Origin of the sequence: Membranihabitans marinus, from assembly GCF_021729155.1 — a bacterium.
Taxonomy (GTDB): Bacteria; Bacteroidota; Bacteroidia; order Chitinophagales; family Saprospiraceae; genus Membranihabitans; species Membranihabitans marinus.
In genome coordinates this window covers 65,348-89,491 of record NZ_JAJQYA010000019.1, presented here as the reverse complement: position 1 = coordinate 89,491, position 24,144 = coordinate 65,348, and the positions used below count along the sequence as shown (strand labels likewise).

12 protein-coding genes and 1 pseudogene are annotated in these 24,144 nt (G+C 37.6%); 3 read left to right on the top strand and 10 right to left on the bottom strand.

Features of this window, described 5'->3' with window-relative positions; genetic code table 11:
• Window positions 1-92 precede the first annotated feature (92 nt).
• A pseudogene (locus LVD51_RS12710) lies at window positions 93-2,639 on the top strand (carboxypeptidase-like regulatory domain-containing protein); the annotation flags it as partial.
• A gap of 39 nt (window positions 2,640-2,678) precedes the next feature.
• Here the strand turns inward: LVD51_RS12710 and LVD51_RS12705 are convergent.
• The 4 genes from LVD51_RS12705 to LVD51_RS12690 form a co-directional block, all read right to left on the bottom strand.
• Window positions 2,679-3,866 carry a hypothetical protein gene (locus tag LVD51_RS12705; protein WP_236971757.1) on the bottom strand — a complete coding sequence of 396 codons (1,188 nt, stop codon included), beginning with the start codon at window positions 3,864-3,866 and terminating at the stop codon, window positions 2,679-2,681.
• An 85-nt stretch (window positions 3,867-3,951) separates the two neighbouring features.
• The gene (locus LVD51_RS12700; protein ID WP_236971756.1) at window positions 3,952-5,409 is read right to left on the bottom strand and encodes a RagB/SusD family nutrient uptake outer membrane protein; all 1,458 of its coding nucleotides are present in this window, start codon (window positions 5,407-5,409) and stop codon (window positions 3,952-3,954) included.
• Between the two features lie 13 nt (window positions 5,410-5,422).
• Entirely contained in the window at window positions 5,423-8,917 is a 3,495-nt protein-coding gene (locus tag LVD51_RS12695) for a SusC/RagA family TonB-linked outer membrane protein (RefSeq protein ID WP_236971755.1), read from the bottom strand.
• Between the two features lie 60 nt (window positions 8,918-8,977).
• Window positions 8,978-10,036 carry a FecR family protein gene (locus LVD51_RS12690; protein ID WP_236971754.1) on the bottom strand — a complete coding sequence of 353 codons (1,059 nt, stop codon included), beginning with the start codon at window positions 10,034-10,036 and terminating at the stop codon, window positions 8,978-8,980.
• A gap of 640 nt (window positions 10,037-10,676) precedes the next feature.
• On the opposite strand from LVD51_RS12690, the gene LVD51_RS12685 reads away from it, so the two are divergent.
• On the top strand, window positions 10,677-11,225 hold the full coding sequence (locus tag LVD51_RS12685) for an RNA polymerase sigma factor (RefSeq protein ID WP_236971753.1): 549 nt from the start codon (window positions 10,677-10,679) through the stop codon (window positions 11,223-11,225).
• Window positions 11,226-11,268: 43 nt separating this feature from the next.
• On the opposite strand, the gene LVD51_RS12680 is transcribed toward LVD51_RS12685, so the two are convergent.
• Window positions 11,269-14,061: a heparinase II/III-family protein gene (locus LVD51_RS12680; protein WP_236971752.1), complete on the bottom strand. Its 2,793-nt coding sequence runs from the start codon at window positions 14,059-14,061 to the stop codon at window positions 11,269-11,271.
• A 789-nt stretch (window positions 14,062-14,850) separates the two neighbouring features.
• Complete coding sequence (locus LVD51_RS20015) at window positions 14,851-14,982, bottom strand: hypothetical protein (RefSeq protein WP_262912777.1); 132 nt, start codon at window positions 14,980-14,982, stop codon at window positions 14,851-14,853.
• Between the two features lie 69 nt (window positions 14,983-15,051).
• Between LVD51_RS20015 and LVD51_RS12675 the strand changes: the two genes are divergently transcribed.
• Complete coding sequence (locus LVD51_RS12675; RefSeq protein WP_236971751.1) at window positions 15,052-16,230, top strand: T9SS type A sorting domain-containing protein; 1,179 nt, start codon at window positions 15,052-15,054, stop codon at window positions 16,228-16,230.
• 259 nt (window positions 16,231-16,489) lie between these two features.
• Here the strand turns inward: LVD51_RS12675 and LVD51_RS12670 are convergent, their stop codons facing one another.
• The 4 genes from LVD51_RS12670 to LVD51_RS12655 form a co-directional block, all read right to left on the bottom strand.
• Window positions 16,490-18,064, bottom strand: a complete 1,575-nt coding sequence (locus tag LVD51_RS12670) for a beta-N-acetylhexosaminidase (RefSeq protein WP_236971750.1) — start codon at window positions 18,062-18,064, stop codon at window positions 16,490-16,492.
• Between the two features lie 104 nt (window positions 18,065-18,168).
• Window positions 18,169-19,539 carry a neutral/alkaline non-lysosomal ceramidase N-terminal domain-containing protein gene (locus LVD51_RS12665; protein WP_236971749.1) on the bottom strand — a complete coding sequence of 457 codons (1,371 nt, stop codon included), beginning with the start codon at window positions 19,537-19,539 and terminating at the stop codon, window positions 18,169-18,171.
• A gap of 72 nt (window positions 19,540-19,611) precedes the next feature.
• A complete protein-coding gene (locus LVD51_RS12660; protein WP_236971748.1) occupies window positions 19,612-22,278 on the bottom strand; it encodes a heparinase II/III domain-containing protein in 2,667 nt (888 codons plus the stop codon).
• 190 nt (window positions 22,279-22,468) lie between these two features.
• On the bottom strand, window positions 22,469-24,139 hold the full coding sequence (locus tag LVD51_RS12655; protein WP_236971747.1) for a sodium:solute symporter family protein: 1,671 nt from the start codon (window positions 24,137-24,139) through the stop codon (window positions 22,469-22,471).
• Window positions 24,140-24,144: the final 5 nt, after the last annotated feature.

Sequence of the window (24,144 nt, the reverse complement as noted above, 5' to 3'; positions counted from 1 at the left end):
ATATTGGCACAATTTGAACCGATATAACTGGCACTAACCCACCGAAATACCTGGCACAAAACGATCCGTAATATCCAGAATCCAACCAAGTACTTAGCTATGCCAATGTGGTGTATGGTTTTGCCAATTCCGATAAATCAAAAGTACTATTTGCCGACAGTGACGGGAATTTTTTCATTGAAAATGTAAAAAATGACTCCCTTACTCTAACGGTAAGCTATATAGGATATACGACAAAAACCATTACCATAAACCCTAAAGATTATAACGATGACGTTTTGAAAATTGATCTTTCTCCATCCCCCTTTGAGTTTAAAGAGATAGTGATCACAGATACTTTTCCGGACATGGTCATTAACGAAGATTCCATAATATACAACGCAAAATTCTATACCGAAGGAACCGAATTCAAACTCAGAGAAGTGCTTAAAAAAACTCCGGGTTTTGAAGTGACGAGAGAAGATGAGATCCTATACAAAGGGGAAAAAGTGAATGAATTGCTTGTGGAACGAGAGAAGTTTTTTTATGGTGGAACCAAATTGGGTGTAGCTTACTTGCCCGCGAATGTGGTTTCTAAAATTGAGGTTATTGAAAAGTACAATGCCATCAATGCACTGAAGGGTTCAGGAACAGGAGATCGATTGGCTGTCAATATTCACCTAGACAAAACGAAGAATAAGTTTGTTTTTGGAGATGCTTTGGTCATGGGAAACTGGGCAGCTAGACATAGATTCAATGCCAATACCTTCTATTATTCACCTAAAACCAGAATCAACTCCATACTAGACTATTCCAATTCACTAGACAGATATTCCGGCTCAGTAAATTTATTTCGCATTTTTGGCTTTACACCAGAGTTTTTAGACCCCATCCGTAATAAATCGGATAAGGTAGACTTAATCCCCTCATTGTTGGATTTAAGGAATATCAATGACAAAAAATCATTATTTGGCATCATTCATTTAGTTCAAAAAGTAAATGACAACTTCAATATCAATGTCATAGCTTCCCACATTAACAACGACGAGACGATCAATTCTAATTCCTACAGAAAATACTATGAATTAAACACAGAGGAATTAAGCTTATACAATAAAAGTCAAATGACCCAACTCATATTTTATGATGTGGAAATGGTGTACAATCCCAAAGACAACGGCAACTATTTTGCTTACAATCTAAACTTTTCCAAGTTGCCCAATAAGATCAACCAGAATAGTCAATATTTTATTCAAGACATGGATTATCGTCACAATTTAATGACCAAAGACAAAGACATAGCTCATTATCACGATCTAAAATGGATTAAAAAATGGAATGCTAAATGGTCTCACATTTCCAATTTGAAGTGGAATGAAAAATCAGAAAAAACGGCTAAACATTGGGATATTTTGGGAGATCAAATTCCAGGTTTTTACACTTTTGCTGAAGACAGCTTGACGGCGATTCAAAATCAGACCATTTTGTATAAAAATTTTTATTTACTCAATCAATTAGATTACCAAATCAATGCCAATGACAAACTAACGGTATTCCATAGATTAGATTATTCTCAGCATAAGGGAAGTTCCACTGACCAATACTCCAATCAAAATACTTCAACCGTTGAAGATTATCAAACCTTGTTTAATTCAGCCATAAATCTTCACAATTTATATAATATATATGCTCTGCGTTGGGATCGACGCAATCGAAAATACGCCTTGACCTTAGGATTGGAAGCCCATCATTCTCATCAAAACATCCCAATAAATAAAACACAAAATCAATTTGATCTTCGTCCACATTTTAAGTTTACTAAAACGATTGAATCCATTGGCGAAATTAATCTTCAATATTATTTCAACCAAAGTGCTCCGCTGGGCATTTGGTATTGGGATTCAACCTACTTACAAGATTTCAATCGATTGTCTATAGGTAATAACAACCTCAAAATAAATACAGAGGATAATTTTCAATTTAAACTTAAAAGATCTTCGACAAGAAAAGGAAATAGTTTCTCATTAACTACAAGATATTCTATAATTCACAATCCACTAGTTTTTGAATACAACTATGTAAATCAACTCTTTACATCAAGACCTATAAATTCTAATAAAAATAGCGAGCAATTGTCAACCTTTATCCATTTTCAAAAAAAATTCAATCCTGATTGGACAATGAGAAGTGTATTCTATTTTATTTATTCGAAATATCATTCGACTACTTTTAACAACTTCATACAACGGTATTTATTAGCCCCTAGGGCAAGTGTATTTTACAATTCAGAAAACTTTGAAGGCGAAATAGGCTACAATCTCATTCTCAATACCATCCCAAACTTGTCAGAGAAGACTGAATGGATAAAGAGTCACGACTTATTTTCAAATGTCAAAGTGTTTTTAGGTGAGAAATTTTTATGGTATTCTGATGTTAATTTTGATATTAGTCAGTCCAACAATAGCAAACAAAATTACTTCCTTTGGAATACTACACTTCAATATGGTCTGAGTGCAAAGCATAAATTTGAACTGTCATGTTTCAATATTTTAGACAATAGAAACCTTATTGAAAACTATTTCAATGCACAGTTTTATTCTACAAACACCTATAAGCTATTTCCTCGCTATTTTGCATTACAGTATGTCATCACCTTTTAACCTCCTTTTGGTATTCCCTACTATTTTAATACCCTAATTTCAACGAAAAAACCGCGACAAATCTGCCTCATACACCCGGCCTTGACCATCGGAAGCCAAGACAATCCAAGGTTGGTTTTGGCCATAAGGTCGCTTGGCACCTGTAAGGTCATTGATAATGTTTTTACCGACCCAATCACTGGTATCTGGTGTGATTACGGTAGCTATCTCTCGCAGTATTTGAGAAGAATGCGTATCGACCATACCAAACTCTATACTGCCCGAATAACCGTGACTATATATCGTATGCCCACTTAATATCATAGGCGAATCTCCTTCGACCGCAGAAATTATAGGGCGGCTGGGGTGGTTATCTTTCTCCAAATTGGCATAAGGAAAATTGTACCATTGCCCATTAGGCCTGCGCACTCGCAATACAAACAAAGGCTGGCCCACACTATCTACACTGCTTTTGGTGGCTACCCACAGTGTGCCATCAGCAGCCAACACGGTATTGATATGATCATCGGCATTGTTATTGCCCTGTTGAACCGTTATCGTACTATCCCATTCATATACTGGCTGTCCATCTCTATGGGATTTAAAATAAAGCGCTTCCTCTTCTTGGTCAGACCAAATCACTCCTATCCCATTGGGAATCTTTGTTATCGCACAGATATCGTCCTTAGTCATCTTTTCTTCAATAATTATCGGTTCCGACCATTGAAGCCCAGAATCCTCTGAACTCCAGACACAAACTTTATTCCCCGCATCGGAGGCAACCCAGTAAATTCCGGAATCATCCAAAGCGATGGTCGCTGTTTCGATTTCGTCTCCCAAAGCGGGTGGATATAGAGTTTGTAAGATTTTAGCCTTCCATTTTATACCTGAATCACGGATCAATCTAAATACAACCAAAGAGTCTTTATCCACTCCGACAGCTGTTATTTCTCCGTCCTCTGCCCACACATCGGCTCTTCCGGGAATTCCCGACAGAGTTTTATTTACATTTTCATGCTCTATCCAACCATGGTCATCTCGTTGCCACAAAGAAGGACCGTCAGACTTGGGCAAGATAGCCCAATAACTGCCATCGGAATACCATAATTTAGATTGTGGTTTATCCTTGGTTGGATTGGCATAATCTAATTGAAAAACAGGTTTCATTAAATTATGCGATTCGTGGTCTATTTTATTTTGACAAGAAAATAAAATCAAGAAAATGCAGAGGGCGAGAATAGATTTCATAGAAGATTGATATAGAAATAAAAAAATAGAAGGCTAAAATACATTTGTATTTACAAACCCAATAAGTTTACAAATAATCAAATCATTAATATCCTTGGTTTTGAGTAATTTTTCCAGGATTAATATCGATTTGAGACTGAGGGATAGGCAACAGCGACATGTAATCTTGTATTTCCACTTCAGTTTTTGGATTCATGACATCTATCATTTTTTGAGTTCTAACTAAGTCAAACCACCTGTGCCCTTCAAAGGCCAGTTCAACACGTCTTTCATGAGCTATGGCTTCCCGAAATGCGGCTTGGGAATCTATTGACAAATCAATATTTGTATTATTTGCGGTCTTATTTGGCAAACCGGCTCTACTTCTTATCATGTTCAAATAATCAAATGCTAATCCATTTGCCTCAAATGAAATTTCGTTTAAAACTTCTGCATACATTAAAATCACATCAGCATACCTAATTACTGGCCAATTATCATCAGATCCCTGTTGTTGAGTAGGCAAATCATGAAATTTATAGCAAAATCTACCCGCCAAACCACTAATCGTATCATTTCCCACAACATAAAATTCTTTAAGCGATGCATCTTTTCGATTATCATTCTCCTCAAATGCATTGATCAGGTCAATAGTTGGAATATTATATCCTCCTCCTGTTGTATAATAAGGTAAGTGTGGATATAAATAAGGCGAATACCTTTCCAAAAATCGCGATCCTGTGTTTGAGCCAGACCCTCTCTGAAATTGCACATCGAAAATGGACTCACTGTGATTTTTATTACTGGCTTCCCATAGATCAGCAAAATCATCTAATAAAGCATACTGACCAGATTGAATGACTTCTTCCAAACTTATCTTCGCATTGTTATAATCATGCAATGTCAAATAAACTTTTCCAAGCAATGCAGTTGCCGCCCCCTTGGTAGCTCTACCAACATCAATCGGATTTGCCTGCAATACAGACTTAGAATATTCTAAATCTTCAATGATAAGATTATAAATTTCAGAAGTCTCTGCCCTACTTTTATCATATGCATCAGCAATTGAATTTAAACTACTTGCAACCAGGGGAACACTTCCAAAGATCCTAACCAAATTAAAATAATATAATGAACGTAAAAATTTTGCTTCACCTTCTACTCTATTTTTAAACGACTCCGGAGCATCCAGATCTACAATATTTTTTATAATTAGATTAGCTAAATTAATACCCTTATAATGTTGGGTCCATATAGAATTATAAATCGGGCTCGTAGACTGATCTCTAAATTCTGACATTTCATAAAGATAGACTCTATTGGAAGCAGTGGTTCCCATTTCAGAATTGTCAGAACGTACTTCTCCGACTAATTGTACATAATCATTATATACACCGTCTGACTTAAGTATAGAATAGGCCCCTACTAAAGCATTTTCGAAATCAGATTGAGATTTAAAATAACTTTCGACATTAGGTGAGGATATTGGAGAAAGTTCCAATAAATCTTCAGAACAACTAGTGATTGCAAATACCGCAATTATATAGAAAATTAAATATTTCATTTTTAGGAATTTTTTAGAAATTAATATTTAAACCAATGGTTATTGACTTACTGGTAGGATATCCATAATAGTTGACTCCTGCGGTTAAGGCAGAGTTGTTATATGAACTGACTTCCGGATTGTAGCCATGGTAGGATGTAAAAGTGAATAGGTTCTGAGCAGATAAGTATATTCTCGCTCCAGATAGACTGGCCTTTTCTATCATATTTTGATTGAGACTATAACCCAATGTTATATTTTTTATTCTCAAATACGATGCATCCTGAATATAAAAAGTAGAAGGTCTTCTTCTTACCCCTCTAACGTCAATGCTTGCTGCATATACTTCCCCATTTCCTGGCTCCTCAGGTGAACGCCATCTTTCCCTAGCCAAGCCCAAACTATTGGTTCTACCCGTCAATGCCATAGCTTGATAAAAGATCAAATCCATAACACTGGCTCCTTGTACACCATGGAGTAATACACGCAAGTCTATATTTTTATATCTAAATGTATTGTCCAAGCCAAAGTAAAAATCGGGTTGATAATTTCCAATACTAGTTCTATCGTCGGCAGTAATTTCACCATCTCCATTAACATCTACCACTATAGGATCTCCAGGTCTATCTGTAGATAAAGAAGGTCTACTTTCTATTTCTTCTTGGCTGTTATATACCCCGTCGAATACATAGCCATAAAAATCGCCAATTGGCCTTCCGATTTGAGTAACATTGGTTTCACTTTGATACGTATTTGCATAGATCGGTGTACCTTCTGGCCCCAGCTCTAATACTTTGTTTCTATTTAATGAAAAGTTCAAATCTGTCGTCCAATTAAAGTCTCCAGTAATATTCTCAGTGGTTATATTAAATTCAATTCCCCTATTCTGAATTTTCCCAATATTTTGCAACGCCGTATTTACCCCCAATATACTTGGAACTGGAACATTCAACAATAGATTGTCGTTAACTGAATGATATACATCTGCCAACACTTTCACCCTGTTGTTCAATAGATTGTACTCAATTCCCAAGTTAAATTGTTTTGATGTTTCCCAACCTAAGTCGTAATTAGAAAGCGATGATGGAATTTGACCTGTTAGAATATTATTACCCAATACATAATTGGTATAGGACAACAACCCAGCTGAACCATAATTGGGAATCGTATTATTTCCAGAAACACCGTAACTAGCTTTCAATTTTAAATAATTCATAAAAGCTGATTTCTCAACAAAATCCTCCTCTGAAATGATCCATCCAAAGGAAGTAGATGGAAAATATCCCCATCGATTTTCACTTCCAAATCGAGAAGATCCATCTCTTCTCAAGGTTAATGTCGTAAGATATTTGCCCTTAAATGAATAATTGATTCTTGAAAGATAGGAAAGCATTGAAAACTCAGACTTAGTAGTATTCCCACTGGCAATTTGTCCTGCATTTAAGGTAGGTACAAGATTATCGGGGAAATTGTCGGCCGAAATAAAACCATTGTTAAGAACCGCTTTCTGTGCAGTAAATCCTAAAATCGCATCTATCCGATGATGGTTACTCCAGCTGTGATTAAAGTTCAAAGTAGTTTCAGACAACCAATCAAAGGAAGATGAAGCTCCATGAGTACCTGCACCATTATAGGTATTTCTACTATGTGTAGATGAGGCTGGAACATCAAAAGTAATGTTGTTTCTAAAAAATTCATTTCTGTTATCTTGGTTATCAATTCCAAATTGGGTCTTTAGGTTTAACCCTTTAAAAATTTCATAACTCAAGGACATAGATCCAAGGATTCTATTTTCAAATACTTGGCGATCATATTCATTTATAAACATCATTGGATTTCTTACTGCACTGGTGTTAAATCCCATTCCGGCATGACCTGGATAACTACCATCTTCATTGATGACATCATAAAATCCCGGTAGTGCAATCGCAGTGGCCACTACTCCTTGATTCCATTGATGAAATGTTTCTACTACATTTTTATCTACCTTTGATGTATTCAGTACTAAGGAAAACCCTAATTTATCCGTTAAACTTCCATCTAAATTCAGGCCTAAAGTATATCTTTTAAAATCGGAGCTTTTAATAATTCCATCCTGATTTAGAAAACCTCCTGATACCCTATATCGAAGATCTTCATTCCCTCCACTTATAGAAAGCTGATGATCATAAATGGGAGCAGTTTGATAGATTTCATCTTGCCAATCTGTCCTTGCCCAAGAATCTGGTTCTAAAAAATATTGGGGCACTTGATAAAAAGTTGGTCTGGTTTCAAATGGATCGTTTTTATCATTTCCCAAGTATTCCCACGCTCTATTTACAGCATCAACTGCAAAATCCACATATTCTTCAGGTGACAATACATCGATCTTTTTTGCTATCGAGGACAAGGCAAATGAATTATTAAATGAAATTTTTGGTTTGCCAACAAGACCTTTTTTAGTCGTTATTAAAATAACCCCATTTGCCCCTCTTGACCCATAAATTGCAGTGGAAGAAGCATCTTTAAGAGTGGATATTGATTCAATGTCATTGATATTAATATTTGCTATTGCTGTTCCTTCAGTTGGAAAACCATCTATCACAATTAGGGGTTCATTTCCCGCTGTAAGAGACCCCACGCCTCTGATACGAATAGAAGGAGCTACACCAGGCTCACCAGAAATTTGATTTACTTGAAGGCCAGCACTTAAACCTGCTAAAGCTTCCGTCACAGAAGTAACTTGTAGTCCATTCAATTTTTCATCGGAAATAGTGGACATCGACCCTGTCACATCTCTACTTTGCAATGTTCCATACCCTACCACCACAACTTCATCCAAAGTCTCTGAATCTTCAATAAGGGTTATATTGATCTCCGTTTTTCCAGCTAAGGAAACCTCTTTCGTTTGATAACCTATATATGAAAACACCAAAACCGCATTTTCATCGACATCTTGTAATGAAAATACACCATTAAAATCCGTTGCTATACCCAAATTTCTTCCTTTCACCAAGACATTTACCCCAATGAGTGGCTCTCCTAATTGATTGACAACTTTTCCCGTAACATTGATGACCAAACGCTTATTGTACAAATCTTTTGTCGATACAGAATGTATGGGTGCTAGGGCCTCTACCTGTCGCTTTCTCATCATCTCTCTGTGATCTACGATGCCTTGAAAATGCTCGACCATCTTTTGCAGGGAAGCCATCCCTTCATCGGTATCGCGATAAACAGCTACATAGCGATCATCAAAAATCTGATAGGCTAAATTGGCTTGTGACAAAATAAATTCTAAGGCATCTTCTAAATTGTCCGTGGTTGTTTCATTGTATTCTACTACAATATTATCAACCCAAGCTCTGTCATAACTAAATAAAACTTGATATTTTCGGCTAATCTGTTGAATAGCTTCCGTTAACAATACTTCCTGATCTGGAGGCGAAGTCCGAGGATGAGCTTGCAGTATTTGCAATTGGAACAATAGAATACAAAATAAAAGCAGTTTGTTTCTTACTTTTATTCCTGATAAAAGTCGTAAATTCATTTTACATTTAATTTTTGTGTGAAAATTTTATGATATACTGGGGAAAGTGAGCGGTCAAACTTATTTCCCCTTTATTTTTTGCATTATTACTTTATTGTTATCCTCAAAAATTTCAATCTCCAAAGACAAGGTCATCAGCCCAGACAAGGTTTTCCAGTCTGCATAGGGCAATCCTAAATCTACTTTTCGATTGAGTAATTCGGCCTCTTCCACTTCAAACTCTTTTCCATAGATATCTGTCAGCTCTTGCAATACATGAGACAGCGGAACATCTTGATAAATCAAGGAACCTTGAATCCAAGAAGCCTCATCAATGGTGGTTTTATCGTTGGACAGGGTTAGAGCCATAGATTGTTCAGAATAACTGACCTTGTCCCCTGGTGACATATAGATGGAATCAGAAATATTAGCCAACATAGCCCCTGATGACTTATCTGCCTTATTTAAAGTCAACAACACCTTACCCGACTCCAAAAACACATCGGTTTTGGCCCTTCTCGTCTGAACATTAAAAGATGTTCCCTGAACATTGACGGTTAGATCCCGGGTCTTCACCCTAAAGGGAAGAAATTCCTCATGGTCCATTTTACCACTTCCATGATCGGAACTTATGCGATTGACTTCAAAGAATGCTTCTCCATAGAGCTCTACATCCCGCTGTCCTTTCTTCAACCAGTTTTCATTCCACACCATTTTTGAATTGGCATTTAAAGTAACCCTAGAATGATCAGAAAGCAGGATTTCACGAGTTTCTCCAAATCCAGTCTCATATACTTGGCTGGTATTATTTACAAATATCCATATCGCCGTAGTAATAATGATCAATAAAGATGCTGCGGCCATGAATTTCCAATGAATTCGTCTTATGGTTGGTCGAGGTTTTAACGGTAAAGATTTCTCTTCCCTATTCGCCCAATCCGATCTAATGCTTTCATAGCTTAGCTCATCTAATTCAAAAAATACATCCTTATCCTCCCACTCATTTTTAAGAGATGTGGTTAAATTTTGGAAAATGGATTTATCCTTTAGGATATCAAACATTTCCTCAATCTCACCGGCATCAGCGGTTCGATCTAAATATTTTTGAAATAGGATTTTACCTCGTTCGAAATTCTTCAATTTATTCAATTTATCTTATCAATGACAGACGGTTATTAAGTGGTTCGGTTTAGATCAGAGATTTCGTCTATAATTACCTTTATATATCCCTGTGCCAATATTCTACTTATGCCGTACTACACAATAAGACAATTGATTCATTTAAATGTACCAGACGATTCTGATATTTTATTAAATAAATTCAAACATTTTACAGCTATTAATTTAATGTATACTCAATGTTATTAAATCATTAATAAATAAGGGTGGCAGAGAATAATTTACATGAATTATACTATATGGAGCCTCGTCGCAGTACAGTGAATATGACTCCACTTCGACATAGCTCAGTGCAGCGCCTTCGACATAGCTCAGTTCAGCGCCTTCGGGATAGCTCAGCACGATGTATCTTATGGATATTTAATACGAATTACATTTATAATTGAATTAATTCAAATCAGCATCCATCACCATAGAGACAAATATTGTGTTTGAATAGCAGTGAAAATGACAGCGACGAAATTCCACTATTAAATGGGATAAAACTTCTCAACCATGGGAATATTAATTTAAGATTAATAATTTGGTTTTGCGCCATTTCATTTAATATTCCAATCTGTTTTTCAATACATTTACTATCAAACTCATGATTAACCTATAGATGGACTTAGAAAATATATTCTATACTTATCGAGATAAGGTATTTAGTTTTTTTGTTAAGAACCTCAGTGATCGAGAGCTCGCTAAGGACTTAACCCAAGAAATCTTTTTTCAATTATGTAAGCGAGAAGATCAATTGGACGATATCCAAGATATCAACAGCTACATCTTTCTGATGTGCCGCAATATGGCCATTAATCACATCAACAAGGCTGCTCATGAAAAGAAATACAGAGAACACCTCGTTCACGCCTGGAACAATTTGGCCATTAGGGGCAAATCTGAAATAGAAGAGCAAATAAACACAGAATATTATAGTGACATTATTCAGCAGTCACTCGAGGCTCTTCCACCACAGCAACGACTCATCTTCACATTGTCCAAAATGGATGGCTACCCCATCAAACACATTGCCAAACAGTTGGATCTATCACCCAATACCGTAAGAAACCATCTCTATCAAGCCGTGAAAACCCTGAAATCCACACTCTCTAAATCTGATATAGATTTTATTTCAACCATCATTTCATGGTATATTATCCTGCATTAAGTATCCATCTTATGGTGATTGAAATTACCACTCCGATTCATTCCTATTCAAAAGAAAAATATACCCGGTCATAACCTTGTGACAATCGAAATTTGATTGACTGGGGATTTACTCTGCTCTCAAATCCCCGCTTCTTACCCACAATCTCGCCATCTTTATATAAGGTCATGGTATTCACTGACCTTTGTTGATCAATAGGTATGAACACGACCACAGCTTCATCGTTTTGTAAATTATACCCTTCATCTTTTGCTTCCAGGCTAAGATTGACCGCCCTACCTTTGGCCAATATTTCCCAACCCCCATATTTAAATTGATAAACACCACCCAGAAAAATAAACTTTAAATCATCGAATGATTGTCCTTTCCTGACCACAGAAAACAGGCCTTTCTGATAAAAATCATTCTCTGTAACTACATCGTTTACCGAAGCATTGATTACCAACTCATCCAAATGGTTGCCATGGCCGTGATGGACCACTATTTTCTGCGCAGCTGGATTGGATTTCATCTCCATATAAGTAACATTTGACAATGGATTATCCTCTCCGATAAACGGATTATAGACTACGGAAAAAGGATCTAACCAAGCTGCATTATTTTTTCTTACAATAACGGTGGGAATTTTTTCATCGACCAGATCTACGGGAGCAGTGCCTGGACTCAGAGCATCGGATGGAGGCGATAACACAGAAAAATAATCTTGATCTTCACTACCCTTAATCCACATTATCATTTTTTGATCACTTTCATCGTCCCTCCTTATTTTAAACACAGCCTTTACTGGACCAGATTCTTGAATATGGTTTTTATCTGTAAAATAATCATAGGCCTTTAGTTGTCCATTCTCACTAGTTAATTCATTGGTTAAACTCAATGTCAATGGTTGATTTTTTTTGTTGTAAAAATCCAATGATTGCCCTATATTATGATAAATGTACTCATGCTTTTGATGACTATCCACTTGCTTTTTTGACCTAAAAACGTCGACAATATATCCCTTGCCCGTCTCTGTCAATATCTGCGCTGTAAATCTATGCTGGTCGGATTGGGTCTTAGGTTCCACAAAGGAAACCGCGGAAAAAGTAAGTTTGTCAAATATTGAACTCATAGATTCTGCTGGTGGATAAAAATGGTCTAAGGTGAAGGGAGCATGGCCCCTCATTCTATTGGTAGCCGAAATTCCGTCCACCACCACGGTGTTGTGAGCGGGATATTGAGAATAATATTCCCGGTAATACGGATGCCAATAACTCGTGCCCTTTGACATATCTGGCCCCAACACATAATGGTTGGCAAACAATTCGATAGATATCCCATTGGAATGTGCATGATTGCCAAAAGAACCGGTAGTAGCCACCATCAAACCATCAGTGCCCTGCCCCAATCTTTGAACAAAGTAACTGACATTGGGAGCATAAAATGTAGGCCACAATAAACTAGAACCGAGGTCTTCCCCAGCTTCTATGGCATCAACTTTCAAGTCATTTTGATAAAAAAAGAGTTCAAACAACGAATTTCCTTTGCGCTCATAATCCTTCTTCGCCATCATAGTCTCTAAAAACTGAGCAATTTTAACTGCTTTATCGGCCTCTTGGTATTTTTTATAAAAAGACAACAACATTTCAAAAATAGCTGGGGGTATAATCCCGTGTTTAGCATCGCCAAAACCAACAGTATAACCACTGGGAAATAAATATTGAAAACTAGCCAATGTTGCCTTTTCCACAATATCAAACTCCTTCAATTCATTGGCATGACTATAATTGTCCAGCACAGTCAGAATCTCCAGCAAAGTCGATGTTACATGTAAAGAGTAGGATGAAGATTCAAACCAAAATCCAGTTTCAACATCGTATTCCAACACCGCATCTTTTAGGGCGGTTTGTCTTTCAGTAGATTCATCAAAAGTATATTTCAAATAGTAATTTCTACCCTTTCTATTGGCATAATCATCATCATCCTCCAAAACCAAAGCGATATAGGTAAGGAATCTGGCCTGAAAAAAATTCCAATTGTTATCCGCCACACCATTTTGAATGATCTGATCTCCCCATCGCTGAAAAACACTGGAAATAGATTGTAAATCCTGATTCTCCATCTTTAAATAATCATATAGGAAATCATAGGTCAATGCCAAGTCTTTCACTATTTTCTCATGAATCACTTCAAATGTGGCCAAACCCGATAGCTTCTGTTGATTTGAATTCAATAAATCTACCGGTGGATTCCGATGATACATCCCTTGAATATATGTCATAAAAACAGGTAGGGCCAATTCAGCATAAGTCACATCACCTGTCCACCAATACAAAAACGCAGCATCTTTAACAATACTCATAATCTTTCTATTGATACCTTCGATGATATGGCCAGTTTCCGAAGGATGAACATATTCCATCTCCATAGACTCCTTGTGCATCAGATACATCCCTCGATCGTCATCGTAATATGGAATTACATCTTCCAACTTTGGAGCAATGTAGTCGGTCGCCCAATCTCTGGAACCAGAATATCTTACCGTAGCCACTGCAGCTTGCCCACTTCCATGTGAAAAATCCCCCCCTTTGATAAAAACATCGGTATATCTGTTTTTCCAATACATCTGGAGTCTAGAAAGTAAATAGTCGCTTTCGACTTCACAAAATTTTAAATACTTTTCTAAATTTTTTTTCTTGGCTTCTATCACTTCATTTTTCCAACCCACTTCAGCAAAAGCCATTTTCAAGCTGTCTTTTGACTCTGCATTACAATAAATTCGAGGATGTTCTTGGCCAGGTAAATAGGTAGAAGAAAATATGAAAAAATATATCAATAACCATTCTCGATATTTCATACAAGGTTTTGATTCTAAAGATAAGAAAGGCAATAATTATTTTCACAACATTCAGAATTTTATTTGCCATTACAAAAATTTACAATCCCTAAAAACAGACAACCATCTATAGAAAACTAAATTATCTACTGCACAATTACAATACTGTAAAATATATTATACGCAATACCAATTAAATTTAGGCAATACTAATTCACTCAATAGTTTTATAGTACTTCTTATCCAATATCAACAATACATTGCACCTATTCATAATAATTTGAATAACAATGCTAAACGATAAGAATATTAACACATATATACCAGTCCTAAACGGCATAAAACTGGATAAAATGATAGAAGAATATAAAAGTCGAGTTACGAAGAGTCAATAGGATAGTGTATTAAGTTTATATTCAAATCAAAGAATTTACATTTTATTACAATCAAAAGTATTGATAATTAATTTTTGTAAATTATTTTAAAATAAAAATTAACAATTGGATATTATTTTGTATTTTTACTACGGTCAATATTTAAAAACTATTGACGACCTTCATTTTTAACACCTCATAATGTTTTTGCAAATAAATAGCAGAACTTCTTAGTATTTATCCAAATAACACAATAAAGGTTAGATACTTTTTGATCTTTAAGCTCAACCCTTCGAAAAACCAAGACACATTCACAGAATGTTTGAATTACAGCCATATCAATGGTTATGACATCGAAATATTTAAAAATTATTTCGAAAGTGCAGTGCTTTATTAAAATGAATTGGTTCAATTAAAATTTAATAATCTTCAATTTTTAATTGCTACATCCCATTTTTTGACCATCAGAATCAGCCATGGTCAGATCAGCACAACCTGCTATGAATAAAAGCAATAGCAAGGTTTTGAAAAACAATGGATTGACATTCCAATAGAATAATACACTCACATTTTTTCACCAAAAATTAAATAATCCAAGTTGACTTGGACTATAAGCTAAATTCAAAAACTCATTGTTATGAAAACTATAATTTTATTTATCTTATCAATCGTGTTTATATCAATAAACGCTAGTGCTGAAAACATATCTCATTCAATTAAAGGGAATGAAATCTCTTCAGCTATGGCTACTGCAAATATTGTCAATGGAGTACAAGCATCTGGTCTTGTACACCTGCCCAATATTACTCATTATTGGCGACCTAAAATGATATCCACAGCCTATCAATATGGATCCCCTGGTGGATCATCCGGCGCCATTATCAATTTCGACTTTGCAATGAACAACCTCAACAATCAACTTAGACCAGGATGTTGCAATGGCAATTCGTCACCATACATAACAGTCACATTATATGTAAACGGAACTCGATACTGGAGAGCTAGAACTCCCAATGACGACAATGTGGAATCAGGTGATTTTGACTTATATGGAGGGGCTACACTGCTATCTGGCCCATCCATACCTTGGGCTGTATCGAAAAACGCTGAATACCTTTCCTGTTGTGATGCAAAAGTGCACAATGTTAGAATTAGACTACCCTATATAGCACAATTCAACTCTAATAGTATCGAATTTAAATTTCAAACAGGAGAAGACGACGCCCACGTTCGAGTCAATTCCTTGACAGCAACTTACAACATACCCGCTCCATTAGAACTTACTGATCTCAATATTGAAAAAATAGATAATACTAGCTTAATTTCTTGGCTGACTTTGTCTGAAAAGAACATCGAGAGTTTTGAAATCGAACGCAGTGGCAACGGCATTAACTTTTATAACATTGGAACAGTCAGTGGTCAGGGAAGTTCAGCAGAAAGTTTGACATATAGCTTTGTTGACCATCAACCTTTGAAAGGTAAGAATTACTACAGGCTTCGGCAAAACAATTATGATGATTCCCACCACTATTCAAGAACCATGCTGGCCAATTTTGAAGCGGATCACAATCTTAAAAAACAATTTGTCATCCAGCCCAATCCGGCAAATGACTTTATTAGAATTATTGGAGAGCCCGACCTATACCATCACAACGTAAGAATATATTCAATACTTGGGAATCAACACATTGGAGAATATCCCTATCAATCGTCCATGACTTTGCCCACCGACCACTTAATCAGTGGGATGTACTATATGGTCATCATCGGACCAAGGAATGAGATTGTTAAAACTCAATTATTTACCAAACAATAAGTGAACATTATACCTAGAATCCATTCCATGAAGACTGATGTCTTCACGAAAGGGATTCTAGGTATAATAACTAAATGGAGTAGCTCTTTAGAACAACCTGGTAGTTGTATATTTAATATTTTGTCGTCCACTTCGAATCACCTCAGTGCGCCGCCTTTATGACTTACTTTTCTAGGTAGTTTGACATGAATATCCCGACAATTATAAATGCATTGAGTATAAGACTTGACTACCGTTATTGAGACTCACAATAAAACCACTACCTTCCTTCAATCATCACCGGCTCAGGAGTAGATTCCGGATCAAAGACATCGTAAAAATAGATTTCACCTTCCTCATACCAGGGCATATGATGTTCTAGACGATGAAAAAATAAATTGAAATCCTTATTATCCGACTTTGCCCATCCCGCCTCTGCCACAGCAGCTATTCGGGGAAATGTCATATACATGAGTCGATGTCGATTGGCTATTCTTTCCGTCCAAATATTGCCCTGCAAACCCAAGATCTGATCACTGTGTGTATCGGCATACAAGGTATCCTCAGGAAAATGATAAATGGTCTTTAAATCGGCAAATCGCCCTCCCCATTTTCTACCAAAGCGATGCGACTCATCTTGATCAAAATCTAAATACAGTGGTATTCTCGGACACAGCACTACAGGATATCCTGCATCTAAGGCATTGGTCAAGGCATCGAGTCGATCGTGCCGCCACCAATAAATGATTGTATTATCTATTGGTAATCCAGCATTGACGACTTCATCCCATCCCAGTAAGGTATTATTTAGACCAGATACCGAATCGGCCATACGGTTGAGAAAGTAGTGCTCTACATCGACCAAAGAAGATGTATGATTGGCCTTCATCCAATCCACAACCAATGAATCCGTCTTCCAAGCATGATTTCCAAAATGTACTTCATCTCCTCCAATATGAATTTTCTGACTGGGAAACAATGCATCAACTTCCTTCAGTACATCGGTTAAAAAAGTAGCCACGGTATCTTTGATCGGATGTAGGGTAAATTCGGGAAAACGCTCAGATCCACCTCCACTAAATACTGGATAAGCCTTGTTGACCGATGTAGCATGACCGGGCATATCAATTTCGGGAACCACTTCAATATGGAGATTCTGGGCATAAGCTACAATTTCCTTTATTTCTTCTTGTGTATAAAATTGAGCTTTCTGATGAGGATGGTGATCATCGCCAATTCCTCCAATAAGAGTGAGGTAAGGATATTTTTTTATCTCTATCCTCCAACCTGGACTGTCTGTCAGATGCCAATGAAACACATTTAGCTTGTAAAAAGCCATCCATCTCAACAACTCAAGGACGACTTCTTTACCAAAAAAATGACGGGATTCATCCAACATAATTCCCCGCCATTGAAAGGCTGGACTATCTTCTATTTCCAAGGTTGGCAATTGAAATTTAGTCGATCCTTCTTCCGCATCGGCCATCAACTGCAACAAGGTCTGAATTCCGTAAAATAACCCTGCATCATCACCATTGATCTGTATATTCTCATCTATCTTTAGACTATAGGATTCCGAAGAAAAACCTTCATCATATACAAAGACAACATCCCCTTCAGCAGCAACAATTTTTGTATATATTCCAAATCTATCGTGTATTTCTTGCTGCAAATAATGACTTATTTGGCCATTGTCAAAATCCGATTCCTGAATCGTAATATGATTCCCAAAATAAAAACTGCTGTTCAATGATTTTATCGATTGTGGCATTGGAACAACAGATACTTCCTGTCCATATAATAGGGACACCATCATCCACATCGCTAAAACACTAACCCATGATTTAATTCTCATATTCTTCTTTAACATGTAAAATACAGACAAAAGTAACTATATTTTTGTATTATTATGTAACTACATCCCTAATTGATCTCTTATAGTCCACTTATTGAAACTAATTAATCCTCTTTAGCTGCTGTTTTCACTCCTATTTGCTTCGCCAATTTACTGGCTTCACTAATAATTAGGTATTCAATATTAGCTTCCCAAGGATTGGTAAAATATGGCGATCGATTGCCTTCATAACCACCTTCTCTAAGCACAGTGACAGTCGGGATATACCCCATCACATCGTTGCTGTATCCAAACACAAAAATATCATCTCCAAAGATCCGCTTCAGTTCAATGGCATAGCCTACCAACAACTCGCCTCCCAAAGCAAAGACCGCTTGGTCTCCGATACTCCATGCCTGCACTGGGTAGGGATAATCTTTGACCAATCCTTCTCCACTATTGATCTTGTCAAGTATCACTTGAGCTCTATGCTTTAAATAATCGGGATAGGATGAATCATCAGCAGTAATGGCTTCCAAATCCTCGGCACAAGGAGGTCCATCCTGCATCCCAATCGGAATTTCAGAATATGATACTGCCAATTTAGATTCCAAGGACTTCATATCCGATTTCAACACACGATCTACTGCAGCAGCCAGTTCTCTGCCGTATTGTTCTGCCAAAACGGCCTCGCGTCGAGGTAAAGGATTTTGATCTCCTCCTGCCCCCTGAAAAAACATAGCAGTAGCCTCTGGATAGAGCATTTCTAATGTCTTCTGAGCATAGCCGGGATAATCCCCTGATATTAAATAATCATTTAATACCGTCGCATGACAGGCATAACCAAATACAATAGCCTTGATTTCATCTTCCTGATCCACTACCTTAATTACTGGGACAGCATAATCATTGGGGCCTTTCAACTCTGTATAACTCTTTAATTCTCGCTCTACATTATTCCGTCGATTAACTTGAAATCGAGTCAATCCGTTGCCAGAATATAATCGAGCTGGCTGAAGATCCTCAAAGGCTATTCCAACAAGTTTCACTATACTATTTTCTAGCTCAATAGTATAATCAGCTATTTTATTACTCTCTTCATCTCCAATATTCCACACTTCCGGCCTCACCTCTGGCCCTGTATGAGTATGAGAAACATTGAGGATAATCTGAGATCGCTTAATATTGTAATCTTTTTCCACTCTATCCCGGATCCTGTCTGATGGTCCCTTAGGGATATTAATCAAATCCATGGAAACCATCACCCCTCTTTTTCCATCAGCATCTTCCAAGGCCAAAGCTTTGATATATACATTTTCTCTAACCCCTTCTGATCCTCGATCTCTAAAAGCATATCCTCCCATCCACATGGATCGAGTCGGCGTGACATCTAAGGTAGCTACTCCAGCCTTCCAATTCAATACTTCTTGGGATTGAACCTCCCCAAATCCAAAACCCACTAAAACTATCGCAATAAGACAGATAAAATGACGCATAGACAAAAAATTTTTTGATTATTAAAAGTAAGTACAACACAGGATCGTCGTATCAAATGATACCTACAGACATCAATCAACCACAAAATCCCAATCCTTCCCTTTTTGATTCACTGAAGATACGGCAAAATGTCCTTTTATCTTTACAGAATCTAATCCTTTACTTATGCTAACCTCAGCTTTGTCCACAGCAGACATCACGTAATCTCTTCCAAGAGATGTTTCGATGATCAGAAGATTTTGCTCTTCATCATAGTCCACTTTTTTCACAAAAAATTCATCGCTACTACTACCTTCAAATACCGACACAAAGGTTTTCATATCAGATCCGCTACTTCTTCGCACTATATAACTAGCTTTAGCTCCATAGTCGGAATTTTCCCAATCCTTCTGCCCCCAACCTTCGGCGATATAGGCAGTTTCACCCGCTTGGGCCAGCATCCAGGCCTTGGCACTATGTCCACCACCAGTAGGCCAGGACAACTGCCAAGGAGTAGAATCACTACCCTTTTTTACCGATTCGAAATCGTACAATCCTTGACTGTGATCACTCCATCGATGTTGTTCCGAAAAAGCGTACTCAAGGCTTTCGATATGAAATATATAATCTTGCACATCGCCACCTCTCACTCTAAAAAAGTCTACTACATAATTTCGCCCTTGGCCGTGATCTATAATGGCAGAAGTACGTCGATACATAGAAGCCTCTGCATAAGCATCAGATTCAGCTTCCACCATCTTTACATGAGAGGAAGAATGGTATTCCTTAACACTTCCACCTCGACGTTTGGTCACTTGGCTTTTTTGATCGATCAAAACCGTATTGTGAGCCAAGGTCCGAGTCGTCATTTCTTCATGAGGATGATCCCATAAATAACCAAAATCTGAAAGAATAGGACGGTTGTTTTTCCAGTAGTAAAGATTGAGACTATCTTCGTGATTGTGACCATTCCAATGACTGGCATTCAACATCAACAAGCTTTCTCTTCCGTTTTGCCCCGTCCTAAGATGTGGAATCCTCAACTGATCTGGATTCCAATCGGGAAAACTCAGTGCCTCAATCGGTCTATTTAACCAGGATCCATCTCGATAATACAACGAAAAAGAAGACAAACTCTGTGGCTTAGCCAAATCATATGGCAGCTGCAAAGTAATGAGATCGAGATCCTTCATATCCTTCTCATAATATCGGTCGGGAACCGGACCAGATGGTTGAGTCAGACCTTCACCACATAGCTCTCTTAACAAGGCCAAATATTCGGGATGGTCTTCGTAGTTGGCCACCATTAATTCTACATAAGATGGATCTAAGGTGTTATTTAAAAATGAATCGGCAAAAGGAGGATATTTTAAATCCCCTTGAAGTCCTTTAAAAAATCCAGACCAAACCTTAGTAAATCCAGGATCGCGGTACAAATTCAGACCTTGCAATCGATTTCCAGAAGCATCACGGTAGTTTTTGGGATCACTATATCCTCGAACAGATTGAGCGAAGTCCCACAATCCACCCAAGGTCATGAGGCCATAGAAGGGGGTTTCCTTCGTGGTTCCATCTTTTAAGAACCACCCATTCACTGTCTTATCAAATCCATCGAGTCCAAAACGCATCAATTCAGGATGCCCCAAACAGATTCCGACCATTCCCACTGCACTGCGATTGCTCACGGCCTTGTTATTTATTTTTTTATCACAAACCAATAGAATAGTACTTTCCAGTAAAAGATCCTTTTCAATGGTTATCCTTTCTGCTTGGGAATACAACGGATTTTGATTGCCATCCACAGCCTCACAAGTCAAATCATAGGACTCCACCATTTTTCGGACAAAATCAGCTTCCAAACCTACTCCACTGGCTCGACCTGCACTCCAATAACCAGTCCACAATCTATTATCCGGATGATTGGGTGGCGGGGTCAATTCCGGATTGGGCAAATTCATTATATTCTGTGCTGCTTCACGTGGATCCATATCAGCATATTCACCATATCCTACGTGAATCAACCAATTTGGATAACATTCAGCCATCCGACTGAGAATCGCTTTACATTGTACAGCATATGCTATATCACCTGTCAAGATATAGGCTTCTGCTATAGTACGACATGCTCCTGCACACCACTGCACTTTTCTCGAACGAATATTGGCCGTAAAACTAGGTCGCCCTTCGGGAAACCCAAATATTTTAAATGTGTCTCCCCCATAAAAGGCAATGGTTTGAGGAAGTCCATAACTGGTTTTTAGTTCGATGCTTTCCGGGTAATCACTGTGAGGAAAGCTTTCATGACATACATCACATACTATTTCGTCTGGGCTTTCAATCTTCCAATTCCATTGTCCATGTGGATGAAATGGCAAATCTTTTTCCCTACATGAGGGACAGGGTGTCCAGAGAGGATCACCTGGTGTAGTCAGTTCTATCAGCCGTTCTAAGCTATGAGTTGCAATTAAATCAATAAAATAATTGGCTTGTTTAACCTTGTTATTCAAGTAATTTTTGGCCCATTCGAAGGATTGAATATTGCCTTTTGCTCTTTGAATATCTTCTGGTTGGATAGTCAGCACAGGATGTTTGACCTCAGATCTATATTGCTCCCATAGTGACCAATCGTGTAAGGGTTCTTTCGCTCCACTAAAAGACTTTACAAATTTAAAATCAAGCATAGGTAGCCCCATTCCAATCCCAATTCCCGACTTTACCGTACGATCTAAAAAATACCTACGATTGATTTTATTAAACATGTTTATATATTTTTTATCCCGTATAAAACTAAGCGCAACATTCTATTTTCCTTAAACCCACTGCCCCAATCAAGGGTTTAATTAAAAGCGTCTATTTCACTTTCAATAGCAAAATAGACGCCAAAAAATATCTATAACAGATTGAAAATTATCTCTCTTTCAAAATAAAATTCACCTTCTTTAAGATCTACTAGCCAATTTGTAAAATAGCCCAAGCAATAAATATTATGACAGCGATAAGAAGCCAACTGAGTACAAAACCCACTAAATCTTCTCGATATCGCTTAAAGAAATTCTGCCATCTTTCCTTTTTCAACCATCCAGCCAAATCCAACAACAACAAGTCGTCGCCGGTCTCTGAAGCTAAAGGCAATTTACCATCAGGTCCCAAGGTTTTCGCATCGGATTTTCTACGCATTTTATCAAAAAATACTTCCATCTTTTCGTCATCTTCCTTTTGAGTCAATAAACTGACGATGTAAAAAGCAGCAAAACCGATGAGCATCGCCCATCCGAAGGGAGCTGGCTTCCAAGCATAAACCAATATCAATTCACCTGTATTTTGAAAATTGATAAAATAGTAACTACCTATAGAAAGTACGACTGCAGCAGCAGCGCCATATCTATTGGCTCGCTTCCATATCAATCCTCCTAAAAATATAATACCTACAAAGGCGGCTATGGTTTCGGTAAAAAGGAAGGCGTGCAATACATTTTTAATACTCAAGGCAAATAAGGCGGCAATCAAGGATAGAATTAACCCAGAATATCGTCCCATAGACAGTAGCTTGGAATCCGGCGCTGTGGGATTAATATATTCTTTATAAATATTCTGCGTAAACAATGCACCATTATTAACCATAAAGGTAGAACAAGTAGACATATTAGCAGCCACAATAGCAGCAAACATCAAACCGATCAATCCAGGTCCCAACAATTCACGAGCACCATATCCGAAAGCCATTTCAGGATCAGCCAAAGACACATTATTTTTAATTACCATAGCAGCCACAATCAACCCAGTCAAAGCCCATCCGACAGTGACCATTCGCTTGACCATGGAACCAAAAGTCTGTCCAATTCGACCGGCGCGTTCTGTGTTACCCGTTGCACACATAGAAACCATATGGGGTTGGGCAGTTATCCCTACGATACCATTGACAGCCAACATGGCTAGGGTAAAGCCATCGATTCCACTCTCTTCGCTCATGAGGTAAAAGAAATTTTCTGGAAGAACTTCTTTCATGCCTGCAAATCCATTGACTTCATGAAGTCCTAGAGGAATCAACATAAAGGAGAGCACGATAATCAACATACCTTGAATAAAATCCGTATATGCAGCAGCGACCAATCCTCCAGCAAAACTATAGACAATAAAAGCTACAGTCATAGCGATTACCACTCCATTGGGAGAGAGTAAGTCATCGCTGATCACAGAAATCACTTTTGCTGCTCCTTGGAGCATAGCTCCCATATTAAAAACAAAAAAGGCAATAGCGAATATAGAATAAAACAAACCCATTCGCCGACCATAACGGTCTTCTATGATTTCACCCACCGTAGTTCGATCACTCCTTCTATAAAAAGGGGCAATCAACCAATAGAATGGCGTAATTAACATGTTTTTCCATTGATACCAAATGGTCGCAAATCCATGACCAAAGGTGACCCCTGTTTGAGCCACGGGCATTTCGGCATGGGTTCCCGTTCCGAAAGCTTGCCCCATCATAATCCACCAACTAAATTTTCTCTCTCCTCTAAAATAAGCGTCACTGGTTTTGATACTCCTCGAGATCCATAGCCCAAACAGCATCAAACCCACAAAATAAGTTACTAAAATTACATAGTCCAAAGTAGTCATAAATG